Raw genomic sequence first — 15,117 nt, 5'->3', positions numbered from 1 at the left:
ATGGGATTATTTTCATTTATTAAAAATGCCGGAGCAAAAATAGGAATCGGTAAAAGTACAGCTGAAGAAGCTGCAGAAAAAAAAGCAGAAGCAGCCGCAGCTGTAGCTGAGGCAAATAAAAAAGCAGCATCTTCTTTAAAAGAAACAATTAGTGATTTAGGTCTTGAAGTAGAAAATCTTGAGGTAACTATTTCTGGCGAGTCTGCCGTTGTTTCTGGTAAAGCTAAAGATCAAACCACAAAGGAGAAAGTGGTGCTTGTAGTGGGTAATGTAGAAGGTATTGCACAGGTAGATGATCGCATGGAAGTTGATCATACTGAGCCTGAAGCTCAGTTTCACACTGTAGAATCAGGAGATACGTTAAGTAAAATAGCAAAGAAATTTTATGGCAATGCTATGAAATACCCTGTTATTTTTGAGGCAAACAAACCGATGTTAAAAGACCCAGACAAAATTTATCCTGGTCAAATGTTACGTATTCCTAATCTTGATTAAGTTTTAAAAAACGTATAAATAAAAAAGGCCGCTTCAACATATTGAAGCGGCTTTTTTTATCTGTAAAAATTCATTTGATCTATATAAACCCAAACCGGGTCTGGTAATAATGGTCTGCAGTTTTTGTCTTCTTTAAGTGCTTTGCGAATAAATGTAGAAGAGATTTCTACAACAGGAGCGTCGACAACGTGTATGTTAGCGTGGTTTATCAAATTATTTTCTTCTTGCTTTTCTGAAATTCGAGGGTAAACGTAAATCTCATGGTTTTCTAAAATCACCTCATAGTTTTTCCATTTATGAAGCGTTTTTAAGTTGTCTTCTCCCATTATCAAACTAAACTCATGTTGTGGGTATTTTTCTTTAAGATGGGCTAAGGTGTTTGTAGTATAATTAGGTTGTGGCAAATTAAATTCTATTGTGCTCGCTTCAATTTTAGGGTAGGCTTCTAAAGCTTCTAAAACAAGTTGATATCTATGGTTGTTATCTAAAAGACTACTCTTCTTTTTAAATGGATTATGCGGTGTAAGCACCATCCATATTTTGTCAAGGTCGCTGTATTCAGCAAAATGGTTTGCAATAATTAAATGCCCTATATGAATAGGATTAAATGTACCAAAGTATAGCCCTATTTTCATATTTGAGATTAGTTTGTTACAAATTTTGTAACCAGATCGTATGCTTCAATTAAGGCAATATCAAGATCGTTATTTTCAATAATATGATCAAATTGTGGAGCGGTAGCAAGCTCAATACTGGCTTTAGCTACACGCATATTTATGCGATCTTCACTTTCGGTTTTGCGTTTTTTCAATCTTATTTTTAACTCTTCAATACTGGGAGGCTTCACAAATACGGCAAGTGTACGTTCTGGATATAGTTTTTTTATATCTAAACCACCTACAACATCGATATCAAAAATAACGTGTTTGCCAAGTTTCCAGATGCGCTCTACTTCACTTTTTAAAGTGCCGTAGAAATTATCTCGGTAAACCTCTTCCCATTCTAAAAACTCTTCAGTTTTAATACGACGTTTAAACTCTTTTAATGAAAGAAAATAATAGTCAACACCATCTTGTTCTGTAGGTCTGGGTTCTCGAGATGCAGCTGAGATACTAAATTCCAGATTTAATTCTTCTTTAGCTAAAAGCCACCTTACAATGGTTGTTTTCCCACTTCCGCTAGGTGCCGAAAAAACAATTAATTTACCTCCTTCAGTCATTTTAAAGTACGTTTAAAAGTTGTTCTTTAATTTTTTCTAGTTCGTCTTTCATGCGTACAACAACTTGCTGCATTGGTGCGTAGTTAGATTTAGAGCCTATAGTATTTATTTCTCTTCCCATTTCCTGACTTATAAAAGCTAGTTTTTTACCATTAGAATCTACAGATTTCAATGATTTCTGAAAGTACTCTAAGTGGTTGTTTAAACGTACTTTCTCTTCTGTGATATCGTACTTTTCTAAATAATAAGTAAGTTCCTGCTCAAAACGATTTTCATCTACTTCTGTTTTTAGATCGCTCACCGCTTTTATAAGACGCTCGCGAACACCCTGCATACGCTCTGGGTCTAAAGTTTTAACATCCTCCAAGTAAGTCGAGATATTTGAAATACGTAATTCAAAATCTTCTTTAAGTACTTTGCCTTCGTCAATTCTATAACTATCAATGGCATCTAGGGCAGTTTCAAGACCGGTTAAGATGGTTTTATATTCTTCATCGTCAATCTCATCTCGTTCGGTTTTAAGCGCGTCAGGCAATCTCACAGCCATTTTTAAAAGTTCAACCTCATCTGCACCGGGAGAAACAGCTTGCAATTGCTTGATATATTGTTTTACAACATCAGCATTAATTGAGGTGCTGGTTTCTTCTCCATTAAGTTCAACATATAAACTAAAATCTATTTTACCACGCTCTAGTCTTTTGGCCACAAGGTTTCGTAACTCTAATTCTTTCTCTCTGTAAAAGGAAGGAATACGCGCATTAAGATCCTGGCTCTTGCTGTTAAGAGATTTAATCTCAATGGTAATTTTTTTTGTGGGAAGCTGATTAACAGATTTCCCAAAACCGGTCATAGATTTTATCATGCAAATAATTTAATTTTCAAAGATAGCAAAACAGAATGGTTAAGCCTCTTTTAGAATTTTACGAATACAGGCTATTATTTATGTCTAAAATTAATAGTTCATAATTAAACGGTTAAAAAACAAGGTATATTTTGCTAAAAGGAATTTTAAGCTTCAATTACTTAAAAAGAATGGTTACAATGCTGAGCATTAGTTAATTTAATTCTAATGTCAATTATTATTAGAAGTGCATTTTCTACTTTCGGCGTATGATAAATTACATATTTTCTGCTCTTATTTTTCTTGTAACGGTAAAAGGATGCAGTCAGGAAACACAGGTTGATGAAGTTATTTATACAGCAAGCTCAAGAGGTTTTTTTGAGCAAGTGCGCGTAACAAATGATAGCTGTATATTTAAAAAGGCAAAAGACACGATTCCTTCAAAAGCAATCGCATTAAATGATAAACAGAAAAGTGATTTAAAGGAAGCTTTAGACAAAATATCTGTAGAAAAGCTCAATAGGATTGCAGCACCTTCTGAAGCTCATACTTATGATGGCGCAGCAATGGCAACTTTAAAAGTGAAAAAAGGAGATTCTTTATTAGAAACGCGAACATTTGATCACGGAAACCCTCCAAAGCAATTGATAGATTTAGTTAATCTAATGCATAGTTTTGAAAACTAATTATCAAAATGACAAATTAAAAGAGCTCCTTTGTAAGGAGCTCTTTTAATTTATAAGAAAAGATCTACAGCTTGCGCAGCCAAATGTTTCTAAAACTTACCGGGTTTCCGTGATCCTGTAGTTTAATAGGACCTTCACCGTGAGCTTCATTTTTAGGTTTCCCTATATATTCGGTAGTACCTTGTATCTCAACATTATCTTGCACTAAAACACCATTATGTAAAACAGTTACAGTAGCAGATTGTGTCTTGTTACCTTCGGTATCAAAGACCGGTTGATGGTAGATAATATCATATGATTGCCATTCTTTCGTGGGCTTTGTAGCATTTGCTAGTGGGATACTTTGCTTATAGATTGCAGTTGCCTGCCCGTTAGCATAGGTGCGGTTTTCAAAACTATTTAAAACCTGTACTTCGTATAAGCCCTGTAAAAAGATTCCGCTATTACCTCGGCCCTGTCCTTCTCCTTCAACAACTTGCGGAGCTTGCCACTCGACGTGCAATTGCATGTCACCAAAAGACTCTTTTGTTTGAATATCACCCGTACCGCCTACAACAGTCATTGAGCCGTCTTTGTTTATCTGCCAGGGCGCATTTACGATAGAGTCTGTTGCGCTTTTCCAGGCATCAAGGTTCTCACCATTAAACAATACAACCGCGTCAGAAGGGACACCTTTTTCATTAAAACTTACTACAGCCGGTTCTGGTTCCCAAACTTCAGTTTCTTTAGGGTCTGTTATGGGGGCTTCTTCAACCACCGCAGTGGTGTCTTGTGTTGGAGCAGTAGTTTCGTCGCTCTTCTTTTCTTCGGAAGTATTACAGGAGATTAACAAACCTGCAGCCAGAGCCGGAAGTATAAATGTTTTTTTAATCATCATATTAAAGTTGTTTGATTTTTATATTTCGGTAGGAAACTTGATTTCCGTGGTCTTGTAAGGCGATTTTTCCCGATTTTACCTTAGCAAATGCTTCCCAATCTGCAAACTTAGATTTTGCAACCATAGCATCCCATTCTTCACCAGTAACCGGAAATGTTACAACTTCTTCACCATTCATAACTACAATACCTTTATTGTTATCATAATCAATAGTGATCTCATAAGTATTCCACTCACCGGCAGGTTTTACAATACCTTCAGGAGCTGCGATCATATCATATAAAGCTCCAGAACGATGTGTTGTTCCTGCTTTAGCATCAGGATGACGCTCATCATCTAATACTTGTATTTCGGCACCTGTGTAATAAGGTTCATTGAGCTCAGGATTCTCTTGTACACCCCATAATATCCCGCTGTTTCCACCTTCTGAAATGTTCCAGTCAAGACTTAAGACAAAACTCGTATAGGTACTGTCTGTAACCAGATTCTCGGTTCCTTCCCGTTTTTCTGCTGGTGTAAAAACTAAAGCGTCGTCAACAACTTTCCATTGTGTAGGCTCGGCACCATTATATACATGCCAACTGTCTAGACTGCTACCGTCAAAAAGAACAGTCCAGTCATCAGGTTCTGATTGCGTTTCATCAGCTTCGGTAACTGCTACTTCTTCTTTTTCAGAATCTTTAGGTTGATCTTTACACGAAGCAAAAAGTGCTAAAGCAAGACCTAATATTAATGTGATTTTTTTCATGGTGATATTTATTTAATGCCTAAAATTCGTTTTAATTTAGCTTCGTCAGTTTCCGCACCTGCAAAATCATCAAAAGCTTTTTCTGTAGCTTCTATAATATGACTGGCAATAAAGGGAGCTCCTTCTCGTGCTCCTTGCTCAGGAGATTTGATACAGCATTCCCATTCCATAACTGCCCATACTTCACAGCTGTATTCGGTAAGTTTTGTAAAAATGGTTTTAAAATCGATCTGACCATCGCCTAAAGAGCGGTAACGTCCTGCACGATCTCTCCAGTCGCCATAACCGCCAAAAGCACCTTTCTTTCCCGTAGGATTAAACTCTGAATCCTTAACGTGAAACATCTTTATAAACTCGTGGTAGTTATCTATGTACTCAATATAATCTAATTGCTGAAGTACAAAATGGCTGGGATCGTATAAAATATTTACCCGTTTGTGATTGCCTGTCGCTTCGCGGAAACGTTCAAAAGTTACACCATCGTGAATATCTTCTCCAGGATGCACTTCATAGCAAACATCAACTCCCTGCTCGTCAAAAGCATTTAAAATAGGAGTCCAGCGATCTGCAAGTTCTTTAAATCCTAATTCTACTAATCCCGGTGGGCGTTGTGGCCACGGGTGAAAAGTATGCCAAAGTAATGCACCACTAAATGTACCGTGAACGTCTATGTCAAGATTTCTACTTGCTTTTGCAGCATACATTAATTGATTAACAGCCCATTCCTGACGTTTTTTTGGGTTGTTTTTAAAACCTTCTGGAGCAAAATTATCAAACATCTCATCGTAAGTGGGATGTACTGCGACCAGTTGCCCTTGAAGGTGTGTACACAGTTCGGTAATCTCTAGACCGTAGCTGTTTACTTTACCTTTAAGTTCATCGCAATAGGTTTTACTTTCTGCTGCTTTTTTAAGATCGATTAACCGGGTTTCCCAGGTAGGGATTTGAATTCCTTTATAACCTAGATTGCTTGCCCATTTACACAACCCGTCAAGAGAATTGAAGGGTTCTTTATCGTCCATAAACTGAGCGAGAAATACTGCAGGGCCTTTTATGGTTTTCATTTGGTTGTTTGTTTTATACAAACACAGCGCCTAAGTGACGCTGCGTTTTTGAATTATTAATTTGTTAAGCTAACCCAGGCGGCGTTATTATCACTTGATGCGACAGATGCGTATATAAACTGCATGCCTCTTAAACCGTCATCTATAGTTGGGAAATCTGGTCGTTCAGAGCAAGCTGCGCCTTCTTTTACAGCAAGAACTTCTTTAGCAAAGCTTCTATAAATGGTCGCGAAACCTTCTAAATAACCTTCCGGATGACCAGGAGGAACTCGGGTATATTCAGTAGATTCTGCATAGGTGCCGTTTCCACCCGGAGTGTAAATCTGTTTCGGCTTGTCTAACCAATATGCGGTAAGCTCATTTGGATTTTCCTGATACCAAGCTACACTTCCTTTTGTACCATAAACACGTATGCCCAGGTTGTTTTCTTCACCGGTTGCTATTTGTGAAATACTCAAAGAGCCTTTAGTATTACCTTCAAGACGCAATAAAATATTACCGTCATCATCTAAAACACGCCCTGCGCCAAAACTGCTGAGGTCAGCAGCAACTTCTACAATTTTTTTACCCGTGATATATTCGGTTAAGTTTTCAGCGTGCGTGCCTATGTCGCCTAAAGCACCGCCAATTCCAGATTTTTTAGGATCAACGCGCCAGCTGGCTTGTTTGTTTTCGGTTTCTTCAACAGCGGTAGACATCCACCCTTGTAAATAGTGAACAACTACTTTGCGTAGTTCGCCCAGATCACCATTTTCAACCATTAGTCGCGCTTGCTTGACCATAGGATAACCAGTGTAATTGTGCGTCAGAGCAAATACTTTCCCGCTGCTTTTAACCACTTTTTGAAGTTCAAAAGCTTCTTCTAGCGTAAGTGTAACGGGTTTATCACAAATAACGTGAAAACCAGATTCTAGTGCCAATTTAGCTGGTGGAAAATGCATATGATTAGGAGTCACGATAGAAACAAAATCCATACGCTCTTTTTCAGGGAGCAGCGCTTCCTTTTTAATCATTTCTTCAAAGCTTTTATAAGCACGCTCGGGAGCAACGCCTAATGCTTCGGCAGATTTAAGGCTACGTTCTGCATCACTGCTAAAGGCACCACAAACTAAATCTATCATCCCATCTATTCTGGAGGCTCTACGGTGTACATCTCCTATAAAAGAGCCCTGGCCACCGCCTACCATTCCCATTTTTAATTTTTTCATCTTATAAATGTTTTTCTTCTACTTTTTCGTTCTTGAAAAATATAGCAAAAAGAACCATAACAGCTACAGCAAACAGCACTGGAAATGTCCAGATGCCATTCCAGTCGTGAACACCTTCACTCAGCAAATTACTGTCTGTTACTTTACCTGCTATAAAGAAACCTACTAACATACCTACACCGTAGGTGGCTAATGTGATAAGGCCTTGTGCCGAACTTTTAAACTTTTCTCCCGCTTTACTATCTGTATAAATTTGTCCTGAAACAAAGAAAAAATCATAACAAATACCGTGTAATGCAATACCTATAAACAACATAAATACGAGCTCGTCTGCATTACCGTAAGCGAATAATAAATAGCGGACTGCCCACGCAGCCATACCTATAAGCAACGTATATTTTACGCCAAATCGTTTAAAAAACAATGGTAGTAAAAGCATAAATAATACTTCAGAAACCTGACCAATTGCTGCCTTGGCAGTTGAACCTTCCATACCTATTTCAGTCAAAAACGGACTCAAATTCTGATAATAAAAAGCTAACGGAATACAAATGAGAATAGAAGATAGGAAGAATACAAGAAAGTTTCGGTCTTTAAGAAGTGAAAGCGCATCAAGTCCTAAAATATCACGTAATCCTATTTTTTCTCCTTTAGCAACAACAGGAGGTGTTTTAGGTAATGTAAAACTGAAAATACCCAATACTGCCGAAGCAATAGCGGTCATTAAAAAAGTGTTTTTAAGAGCGCCTGCAGCTAATGCTTCGGTACTATCCCAGAAAAATATATAGCTAATAACCACCCCGGCAACAATCCACCCTATTGTGCCAAATACACGTATGTAAGAAAACTCTTTTGCAGGGTCTTTTAACTGTCTAAAAGATACTGAGTTTACTAAGGCAAGAGTTGGCATATAGGCAATCATATACCCTAAAACATAGGGGTAGAAAGCCGCAAAATCTGTAGCATTTGCCATTTGATACATAAGAACAGCGCCTATAAGATGAAGGACACCCAGAATACGTTCTGCATTAAAGTACCGGTCTGCAATTAACCCAATTATAAATGGGGCAATAATTGCTCCCCAGGATTGTGTTGAGAATGCAGCGCCTATCTCGCCGGCGGTAGCATTTAAATTTTGCCCCATAAAGGTACCTAATGTAACAAACCAGCCGCCCCAGATAAAAAACTCCAGAAACATCATAATTGATAGCTGTACGCGAATAAATGATTTCATAAAAAATATTAGTTAAGATTTTGTGCTGCAGAAAGTAGTAATTCTTTAGTTTTTATAATTCCTTCTTCGGCGGTGAGGTTCTCACCTTCATATTCAATACCTATAAAGCCGGTGTATCCCGCATTTTTTACAAGTTGAAGAATCTTGGTAAAGTCCATAATGGTTTCTTCTCCTGCTTCATCAAAGTTATAAGTCTTTGCGCTAACGGCTAAAGCTTTTGGCATCATTTCTTCGATGCCTTGATATCTTGGATATTCCTCTACACAGGCACCATCCCATTGAGCACCATTTTCACGTTTTACACAAAAATTTCCAAAGTCAGGAAGCGTACCGCAATTGGGTTTATCAATAGTATTGATAACTTCCATTAATAATTTTGCATTAGAAGAAAAGCCGCCGTGATTTTCGACAATTACGTCTATGTTTTTAGAAGCTCCATATTCTGCTAATTTCCCCAGACCATCTATTGCGCTAGTTTTCCAAACCTCCTTATCTGGAGCGCCTATCAAATTAACGCGAATTGCGTGACAGCCTAAATAAGCGGCGGCATCAATCCATTTTTTATGATTTTCTACAGCGGTATTACGCTCATCCTCATCTTCTACAGCAAGATCTCCTTCTGCATCAACCATTATCAAAACGTTTTGCACATTAAATTCTTCAGACTTGGCTTTCAGTTTAGGAAGAATAGAATCTAATGCGGTTTTATCATCAGAAAATGTTTCCATTAAAGGTGTGTATAATTGACTTACATATTCAATGCCTTCAAAACCCATCTCGTTAGCTTTTTCTGCAAAGTCAAGGGGGTTCATTTCTCCGCTGCGAATAGCTTTATTGAGTGACCACTGTGCGAGAGAAATCTTGAAAAATGGTTCATTTTGAGTAACTACAACGCTTTCATCTACATTATTTTCAGTTTTATTTTCGTTTTTACACGAGATAACCGAGAGTAGTATTAGGGTTGTTAGTAAGAGTTTAACGTTCATTGGTTGAGTAAATTAGGTTGATTTGCACGAGCCTCAATATTGGGTGAAAAAGGTGCAAAATATATAAGATCTCTAAATTATACTTTTTTTGGTTTAACTAAAAAATAACTTAAAATTTATATATTTGATAGCATTGGCTAGAATATATTATCAAAAAACTAGAAAAAACGTGAGTAGTATTAAACCTGAAGAAATGTACGACGCCATTGTGGTGGGTACTGGAATTAGCGGCGGCTGGGCTGCCAAAGAATTAAGTGAACAAGGTCTTAAGACTTTAGTTCTTGAACGCGGCCGTATGGTGAGGCATATTGAAGATTATCCTACAATGAATATGGATCCCTGGGATTTCAAATTTAAAGGACAACCTACAAAAGAAGAAGAGGCTAAGCAATTTAAGCAGGCGCGTACAGGATATACTACAAACAAGGCCCACAGCCACTTTTTTGTAAATGATCTAGAACACCCCTATAACGAAACAAAACGTTTTGACTGGATGCGTGGTTATCACGTAGGAGGCCGCTCCATTATGTGGGGACGCCAGAGTTACCGATTAAGCGATATTGATTTTGAGGCGAATAAAAAAGAAGGTGTTGCTGTTGACTGGCCAGTGCGTTATAATGATATTGCGCCCTGGTATGATAAGGTTGAAGAATATATAGGAGTAAGTGGTGAGAATTTAGGGTTACCTCAATTGCCTGATGGCCAGTTTGGCCCGCCAATGGATCTAAATTGTGTTGAAGAACATCTTAAGAAAAATATGGCGCAGAACTATAAAGACCGCTTGGTTACTATAGGGCGTACGGCACATATTACCTATACAGATAAAACTTTTGAAGGTAGATCTGCCTGTCAATATAGAAACCGTTGTATGCGTGGTTGCCCGTTTGGAGCTTATTTTAGTAGTAACTCATCTACATTACCTGCTGCTGAAAAAACAGGTAATATGACGCTTAGACCGTTTAGCATTGTAAAAGAAGTGGTTTATGATGATGCAACAAAATTAGCAACAGGAGTTAAAGTTATTGATGCTGAAACTAAAGAAGAGATGACTTTTAACGCAAAAGTTATCTTCTTATGTGCTTCTGCAATCGCTTCTGCATCTATTTTAATGCAGTCAAAATCTGATCGTTTTCCAAATGGATTAGGAAACGACAGTGGAGAATTAGGACACAATATTATGGATCACCATTTTCAGGTAGGAGCTTCTGGAAAGTTTGATGGTTTTGAAGATAAATATTACAAAGGTCGCCGTGCAAACGGACTTTACATTCCGCGTTTTAGAAATGTAGGTGGCGATACAGATCAACCTAACTTTAAAAGAGGTTACGGCTATCAAGGTGGTGCAAGCCGTGGTGACTGGACTGAAGCTGTAGCCGAAATGAAATATGGTGAAGATCTTAAAAAAGCAATTTCTGAGCCGGGAGGCTGGACGATAGGTATTACCGCTTTTGGGGAATGCTTACCGTATCACGAGAATAAAATGAGCTTAGATTATGACAAAGTAGATAAGTGGGGATTACCTACAATCACTTTTGATGCTGAGTGGAAAGAGAACGAGTGGGAAATGCGTAAGGATATGAAGCTACAAGCAGTAGAAATGCTTACTAACGCTGGTTTTAAAGATGTGAAACCTTATGATAATCCTGGAGCACCGGGACTAGGAATCCATGAGATGGGAACCGCTCGTATGGGTAGAGATCCTAAAACCTCTGTGCTTAATGGAAACAATCAGGTTCACGCAGTTCCTAATGTTTATGTTACAGACGGTTCATTTATGACCTCAGCAAGTTGTGTAAACCCATCACTGACATATATGGCTTTTACTGCAAGAGCTGCGAAGCATGCAGCAGATGAATTCAAAAACGGAAAATTCGCTTAATTATGAAAAGAAGACAGGTTTTAAAAAATATAGGTCTGGGTGCTGGTTATGTAATGGTAGCCCCTGCTGTTTTTAACTTATTGCAAAGTTGTAAAAGCGAACCAAAAAGTGATTGGGAGCCCGTTTTTTTAAATGCTACTAATGGCTACGCATTAACAAAAGTGCTCGATGTGATTTTGCCTAAAGGCGATACTCCGGGAGCATCAGATTTAAATTTAGCTCAGTTTATTGATAGCTACATGAATGAAGTGGCCGGAGATAAGCAAAAAGAAGAGTTCAAATCTGGAGCTAATGCTTTTGCGCTAAGTTTTAAAGAAAACTACGACAAAGAATTGATAGACGGTAAAGATGAAGATTTTGAAAGTGCCGTTGCAAAATATTTAGGAGCTGACACAGAAACACGCGATGGGTATGTAAAACGAATTTCTGAAACTCAAGACCCCGATGCTCCAAAAGCAGATTTTGATGCTCACGCAGGATCGTATGCATATTTGAATGCCGTACGCGATCTTGGGGTTTGGGCTTGGAAAAACAGTGAAGAAGTGGGTGAAAACGTATTGTGGTACGATCCTATACCGGGAGCTTACATTGGCTGTTTACCAGAATCTGAAGCTGGCGGTGGAAAAGTGATGTCACTCTAATGAAAAGACGTGTATTTATACAGAAAGGAGCCCTTAGTGGCTCCTTTTTAGCTCTGGGTGGTTCTCAATTATTTGCGATGCAAAACGAGATTAAATTGCCTCGGCATACATTTAATCTACATTATGCACCACATTTAGGAATGTTTAAAAATAGTGCAGGCGATGATCCTATAGCGCAGCTTCATTTTATGGCAGATCAAGGTTTTACTGCTTTTGAAGATAACGAGATGCGTAATCGTGAAGTTGCAGTACAAAATAAAATGGCTCAGGTTATGCAGCAGCGTAATATGCAAATGGGTGTTTTTGTCGCGCATAAAATTTACTGGACAGCCCCAAACCTCACAAGCGGAAAATTAGATCTTCGTGATGAGTTTCTCACAGATATAAAAACTTCCACAGAAGTTGCTAAACGAGTGGGTGCAAAATACATGACTGTTGTGCCGGGATATGTAGATATGTCTCAGAATATAAATTATCAAACAGCACACGTTATTGAATCTTTGAAACAGGCTGCTGGGCTTCTAGAATCTGAAGGTTTAGTTATGGTTTTAGAGCCGCTAAATTTTTATAATCATCCTGGTTTGTTTTTAAAAGAAAGTGCGCAGGCTTTTCAAATTTGTAAAGCAGTAGATAGTCCTGCTTGTAAAATCTTGTTTGATATTTATCACCAGCAAATACAGGAGGGTAACCTTTTACCTAATATTGACGCCTGCTGGGATGAGATTGCTTATTTTCAAATGGGAGATAATCCCGGACGCAAAGAACCTACTACCGGTGAAATTAATTATAAGAATATATTTAAGCATATATATAACAAAGGATACAAAGGTATTTTAGGAATGGAGCACGGTAATTCACAGCCCGGTATTGCAGGAGAGCAAGCTGTTATAAATGCTTACATTGCTTGTGATAATTTTCTTTAAGAGATCTGCATCAAAAAACAGGGGTGACTTTTTTTAAAAGTCACCCCTGTTTTTATTCTGCTTTTAAGATAGGTAAACCTACTTGGTGATTAATTCTTTTTAAGGTCTAAATAAACCCCATTTGTCCACCCGAAACCATCTTGAGTAGGGTATTCGCCACCACCTGCAACGAGAGACGTGTCTATCACGTTATATTTTTCAAGCATTTTACCAGTGCGTTTGTAAACCTGATCGTTAAGACGCAACCATCTTGAAGAAATCTGTTCTGCAAGTGCATTCTTTCCGTAGGCTTCAAGACCACGTATTGCAAGCCACTGGTGGGGAGGCCAACCGTTAGGACTATCCCACTGCTGGGTGTTAATTTTGAGAGTGGTAACCAGACCTCCCGGTTTTAAAAATTGATTTTCTAAAACTTTAGCTACTGATTCTGCTTGCTGCGGTGAGGCAACTTTAAAATACAGGGGATAAACCATAGCTAGAGAAAGGGTAGGAGATGCAGATTTTTTAGTTAGATTATAATCTGTGTAAACACCTTTTTTAGAATCATACAAATAGGTGTTAATTGCGTCTTTACGAGTGTCTGCAGCAGCAACTAACTCTTCAGCTCCTTCTTTGTCGCTATCAAACCTACGTGCTTTAGCGAGCGTTTGTTCAAGATTGTAAAGTAGTGCATTTAAATCTACAGGAATGATCTCAGTAGTTTGTATAGTCGCAATATCATTAGGGTCTTCAAACCATCTGCTACTAAAGTCCCAACCGCTCTCGCAGGCTGCTGAAATATTTAGATATACTTCTGCGGCATTTCTACCAGACTCTTCTGCCGTCGTAACATCTTCAAGATAGCTTTCTGCACGGGGAGTTATGGTATTACTGTAGTATCTGTTTAATAAGCTTCCGTCTGGCATTTTTACAACACGGTCTATAGCAGAATCTTCGGTAAGACCTTTTCCTCCTTTCATCCAGAAATCATATTCTTTTTCAAGGGCATCGTGATATTTTAAAAACACTTCTTTCTCCTCTTTAATACTTGCAAGAAGGTTTACCATTTCAGCAAAAAATGGAGGTTGTGATCGACCTAGATAGTAAGTTCTGTTTCCGTTAGGGATAAAACCTATAGTCTCTATTTGATATGCAAAGTTATCTAAGATATTTTCAATTAATTCAACCTCACCGGCATCTTTCAATCCTAATAAAATAAAATAACTATCCCAATAATATACTTCTTGAAAACGACCGCCGGGTACAATATAGGCATTGGGTAATGAGATTCTAGAGCCATTTTCTACCGCATCTGCATCTCTTTTTAAATAGGGCCAAAGTGCATTAATATGTTCTGCTGTTGTACGAGTAGTATCAGATTCAAAAGTTGAAGTAGAAATCTCAGGGAGTGTAAAATTCTCAAGTACAAATGCTTTTAAATCAAAATCAGGAAGTTCTTTAAGACGATTGTAATTTGCTAAAATACTGTCTGAAGGAAATTTAGGTTCGCAATCTACAAATGTCTTTCCGTCAGGAAATACGCGATTGGTTTGTACATCTATAAGAAGATTACCATAACGATCTATAGGATCTAGATTTTTATTAGGAAAATTTATTGGCTCCTGCATAGCAGAATCTGTTTTAGATTCTTTTTTACAGGAAGTAACTGAAAATGTCATTAGGGTTGCAAGTATTAGGGAATAGCATTTAATCATATCAGACTTTTTTTAGTGCTAAAAAGCCCAAAAATTGATCAGTTCTGATAACTTTTGGGCTTTTAGTTAGTATTTAAGTTATGCAGTTTACTCTACAATAAACTTACCTTTCATTACACTATAATGACCGGGAAAACTACAAATAAATTCATAGGTACCAGGTTCAGGTGCATCAAATTCTATAGTATCTGACTGGCCGCCACCTAACATTTTTGTATTTACGATTACTTCGTCTGTACCTTCTGGAATATAACCGTTATCTCTAGCTGCAGAAGCTTTAGCGCCAAAAGCAGGAATCTCTGTGCCTTGCGTTAACAAAACAAAATTGTGACCCATAACTTCAACAGGTTGTTTACCAGTATGACGTAAGGTTAATTTTACTTTTTTACCTGCAGCAACGCGAATTTCATTCTTATCAAACTGCATTAAGTCTGTGGCTAGAAGAACAACTTCAGTTACATTCTCGTCAGCTTTCTTAGACGTAGATGTGTTGTTAGCGCCAATTTTTACAGTTTCTTTTTCTTCCTTATTTTCTTTATCTCCGCAGTTTACAAGTAATAGAGAAAGCGCAAAAATAAGTGTGAGTTTAAATGTTTTCATTAGTTTTTGTTTTGGTAAGGGC

At 37.9% G+C, this 15,117-nt stretch carries 16 protein-coding genes; 5 read left to right on the top strand and 11 right to left on the bottom strand.

What is annotated here, in order from left to right; genetic code table 11:
• Positions 1 to 495, top strand: a complete 495-nt coding sequence (lysM, locus tag ACIGAM_RS02390; protein ID WP_396509860.1) for a peptidoglycan-binding protein LysM — start codon at positions 1 to 3, stop codon at positions 493 to 495.
• Between the two features lie 56 nt (positions 496 to 551).
• On the opposite strand, the gene nadD is transcribed toward lysM, so the two are convergent.
• From nadD to ACIGAM_RS02375, 3 genes are read right to left on the bottom strand one after another with little or no spacing between them, the layout of a single operon-like run.
• The gene (gene nadD, locus ACIGAM_RS02385; protein ID WP_396509859.1) at positions 552 to 1,130 is read right to left on the bottom strand and encodes a nicotinate (nicotinamide) nucleotide adenylyltransferase; all 579 of its coding nucleotides are present in this window, start codon (positions 1,128 to 1,130) and stop codon (positions 552 to 554) included.
• Positions 1,131 to 1,138: 8 nt separating this feature from the next.
• Positions 1,139 to 1,714, bottom strand: coding sequence for a guanylate kinase (gene gmk / locus ACIGAM_RS02380; RefSeq protein WP_396509858.1), 576 nt, complete (start codon positions 1,712 to 1,714; stop codon positions 1,139 to 1,141).
• 1 nt (position 1,715) lies between these two features.
• Positions 1,716 to 2,576, bottom strand: a complete 861-nt coding sequence (locus tag ACIGAM_RS02375) for a YicC/YloC family endoribonuclease (RefSeq protein ID WP_396509857.1) — start codon at positions 2,574 to 2,576, stop codon at positions 1,716 to 1,718.
• Positions 2,577 to 2,824: 248 nt separating this feature from the next.
• Between ACIGAM_RS02375 and ACIGAM_RS02370 the strand changes: the two genes are divergently transcribed.
• Positions 2,825 to 3,241 carry a hypothetical protein gene (locus ACIGAM_RS02370; RefSeq protein ID WP_396509856.1) on the top strand — a complete coding sequence of 139 codons (417 nt, stop codon included), beginning with the start codon at positions 2,825 to 2,827 and terminating at the stop codon, positions 3,239 to 3,241.
• Positions 3,242 to 3,305: 64 nt separating this feature from the next.
• On the opposite strand, the gene ACIGAM_RS02365 is transcribed toward ACIGAM_RS02370, so the two are convergent.
• The 6 genes from ACIGAM_RS02365 to ACIGAM_RS02340 are packed head-to-tail and all read right to left on the bottom strand — an operon-like array spanning position 3,306 to position 9,358.
• A complete protein-coding gene (locus ACIGAM_RS02365) occupies positions 3,306 to 4,115 on the bottom strand; it encodes a DUF1080 domain-containing protein (RefSeq protein ID WP_396510084.1) in 810 nt (269 codons plus the stop codon).
• 4 nt (positions 4,116 to 4,119) lie between these two features.
• On the bottom strand, positions 4,120 to 4,866 hold the full coding sequence (locus ACIGAM_RS02360; protein WP_396509855.1) for a DUF1080 domain-containing protein: 747 nt from the start codon (positions 4,864 to 4,866) through the stop codon (positions 4,120 to 4,122).
• 8 nt (positions 4,867 to 4,874) lie between these two features.
• Positions 4,875 to 5,930 carry a sugar phosphate isomerase/epimerase family protein gene (locus ACIGAM_RS02355; RefSeq protein WP_396509854.1) on the bottom strand — a complete coding sequence of 352 codons (1,056 nt, stop codon included), beginning with the start codon at positions 5,928 to 5,930 and terminating at the stop codon, positions 4,875 to 4,877.
• 56 nt (positions 5,931 to 5,986) lie between these two features.
• Positions 5,987 to 7,138 (bottom strand): Gfo/Idh/MocA family protein, encoded by a 1,152-nt coding sequence (locus ACIGAM_RS02350; protein ID WP_396509853.1) that lies wholly within the window; start codon positions 7,136 to 7,138, stop codon positions 5,987 to 5,989.
• Between the two features lies 1 nt (position 7,139).
• Positions 7,140 to 8,372 (bottom strand): nucleoside permease, encoded by a 1,233-nt coding sequence (locus tag ACIGAM_RS02345; RefSeq protein ID WP_396509852.1) that lies wholly within the window; start codon positions 8,370 to 8,372, stop codon positions 7,140 to 7,142.
• A gap of 8 nt (positions 8,373 to 8,380) precedes the next feature.
• Positions 8,381 to 9,358, bottom strand: coding sequence for a sugar phosphate isomerase/epimerase family protein (locus ACIGAM_RS02340; protein ID WP_396509851.1), 978 nt, complete (start codon positions 9,356 to 9,358; stop codon positions 8,381 to 8,383).
• Between the two features lie 193 nt (positions 9,359 to 9,551).
• On the opposite strand from ACIGAM_RS02340, the gene ACIGAM_RS02335 reads away from it, so the two are divergent.
• From ACIGAM_RS02335 to ACIGAM_RS02325, 3 genes are read left to right on the top strand one after another with little or no spacing between them, the layout of a single operon-like run.
• A complete protein-coding gene (locus ACIGAM_RS02335; RefSeq protein WP_396510083.1) occupies positions 9,552 to 11,237 on the top strand; it encodes a GMC oxidoreductase in 1,686 nt (561 codons plus the stop codon).
• 2 nt (positions 11,238 to 11,239) lie between these two features.
• Complete coding sequence (locus ACIGAM_RS02330; protein ID WP_396509850.1) at positions 11,240 to 11,878, top strand: gluconate 2-dehydrogenase subunit 3 family protein; 639 nt, start codon at positions 11,240 to 11,242, stop codon at positions 11,876 to 11,878.
• A complete protein-coding gene (locus ACIGAM_RS02325) occupies positions 11,878 to 12,801 on the top strand; it encodes a hydroxypyruvate isomerase family protein (RefSeq protein WP_396509849.1) in 924 nt (307 codons plus the stop codon). Before ACIGAM_RS02330 ends, ACIGAM_RS02325 begins: the two co-directional genes overlap by 1 nt.
• A gap of 89 nt (positions 12,802 to 12,890) precedes the next feature.
• On the opposite strand, the gene treF is transcribed toward ACIGAM_RS02325, so the two are convergent.
• Positions 12,891 to 14,495 carry an alpha,alpha-trehalase TreF gene (treF, locus tag ACIGAM_RS02320; protein ID WP_396509848.1) on the bottom strand — a complete coding sequence of 535 codons (1,605 nt, stop codon included), beginning with the start codon at positions 14,493 to 14,495 and terminating at the stop codon, positions 12,891 to 12,893.
• Positions 14,496 to 14,582: 87 nt separating this feature from the next.
• Positions 14,583 to 15,095, bottom strand: coding sequence for a plastocyanin/azurin family copper-binding protein (locus tag ACIGAM_RS02315; protein ID WP_396509847.1), 513 nt, complete (start codon positions 15,093 to 15,095; stop codon positions 14,583 to 14,585).
• Positions 15,096 to 15,117 lie beyond the last annotated feature (22 nt).

Origin of the sequence: Leeuwenhoekiella sp. NPDC079379 (genome assembly GCF_044542075.1) — a bacterium.
In the GTDB taxonomy this organism is placed as follows: Bacteria; Bacteroidota; Bacteroidia; order Flavobacteriales; family Flavobacteriaceae; genus Leeuwenhoekiella.
This window is presented reverse-complemented; position numbering and strand designations above follow the sequence as displayed.

Excerpts from the sequence above, each read along its gene's own strand:
- ACIGAM_RS02355 (WP_396509854.1), bottom strand. The coding sequence starts at position 5,930 with ATGAAAACCATAAAAGGCCCTGCAGTATTTCTCGCTCAGTTTATGGAC.
- ACIGAM_RS02345 (WP_396509852.1), bottom strand. The coding sequence starts at position 8,372 with ATGAAATCATTTATTCGCGTACAGCTATCAATTATGATGTTTCTGGAG.
- ACIGAM_RS02370 (WP_396509856.1), top strand. The coding sequence starts at position 2,825 with ATGATAAATTACATATTTTCTGCTCTTATTTTTCTTGTAACGGTAAAA.
- ACIGAM_RS02330 (WP_396509850.1), top strand. The coding sequence starts at position 11,240 with ATGAAAAGAAGACAGGTTTTAAAAAATATAGGTCTGGGTGCTGGTTAT.
- ACIGAM_RS02375 (WP_396509857.1), bottom strand. The coding sequence starts at position 2,576 with ATGATAAAATCTATGACCGGTTTTGGGAAATCTGTTAATCAGCTTCCC.
- ACIGAM_RS02335 (WP_396510083.1), top strand. The coding sequence starts at position 9,552 with ATGTACGACGCCATTGTGGTGGGTACTGGAATTAGCGGCGGCTGGGCT.
- ACIGAM_RS02340 (WP_396509851.1), bottom strand. The coding sequence starts at position 9,358 with ATGAACGTTAAACTCTTACTAACAACCCTAATACTACTCTCGGTTATC.
- treF (WP_396509848.1), bottom strand. The coding sequence starts at position 14,495 with ATGATTAAATGCTATTCCCTAATACTTGCAACCCTAATGACATTTTCA.
- ACIGAM_RS02360 (WP_396509855.1), bottom strand. The coding sequence starts at position 4,866 with ATGAAAAAAATCACATTAATATTAGGTCTTGCTTTAGCACTTTTTGCT.
- lysM (WP_396509860.1), top strand. The coding sequence starts at position 1 with ATGGGATTATTTTCATTTATTAAAAATGCCGGAGCAAAAATAGGAATC.
- gmk (WP_396509858.1), bottom strand. The coding sequence starts at position 1,714 with ATGACTGAAGGAGGTAAATTAATTGTTTTTTCGGCACCTAGCGGAAGT.
- nadD (WP_396509859.1), bottom strand. The coding sequence starts at position 1,130 with ATGAAAATAGGGCTATACTTTGGTACATTTAATCCTATTCATATAGGG.
- ACIGAM_RS02315 (WP_396509847.1), bottom strand. The coding sequence starts at position 15,095 with ATGAAAACATTTAAACTCACACTTATTTTTGCGCTTTCTCTATTACTT.
- ACIGAM_RS02365 (WP_396510084.1), bottom strand. The coding sequence starts at position 4,115 with ATGATTAAAAAAACATTTATACTTCCGGCTCTGGCTGCAGGTTTGTTA.
- ACIGAM_RS02325 (WP_396509849.1), top strand. The coding sequence starts at position 11,878 with ATGAAAAGACGTGTATTTATACAGAAAGGAGCCCTTAGTGGCTCCTTT.
- ACIGAM_RS02350 (WP_396509853.1), bottom strand. The coding sequence starts at position 7,138 with ATGAAAAAATTAAAAATGGGAATGGTAGGCGGTGGCCAGGGCTCTTTT.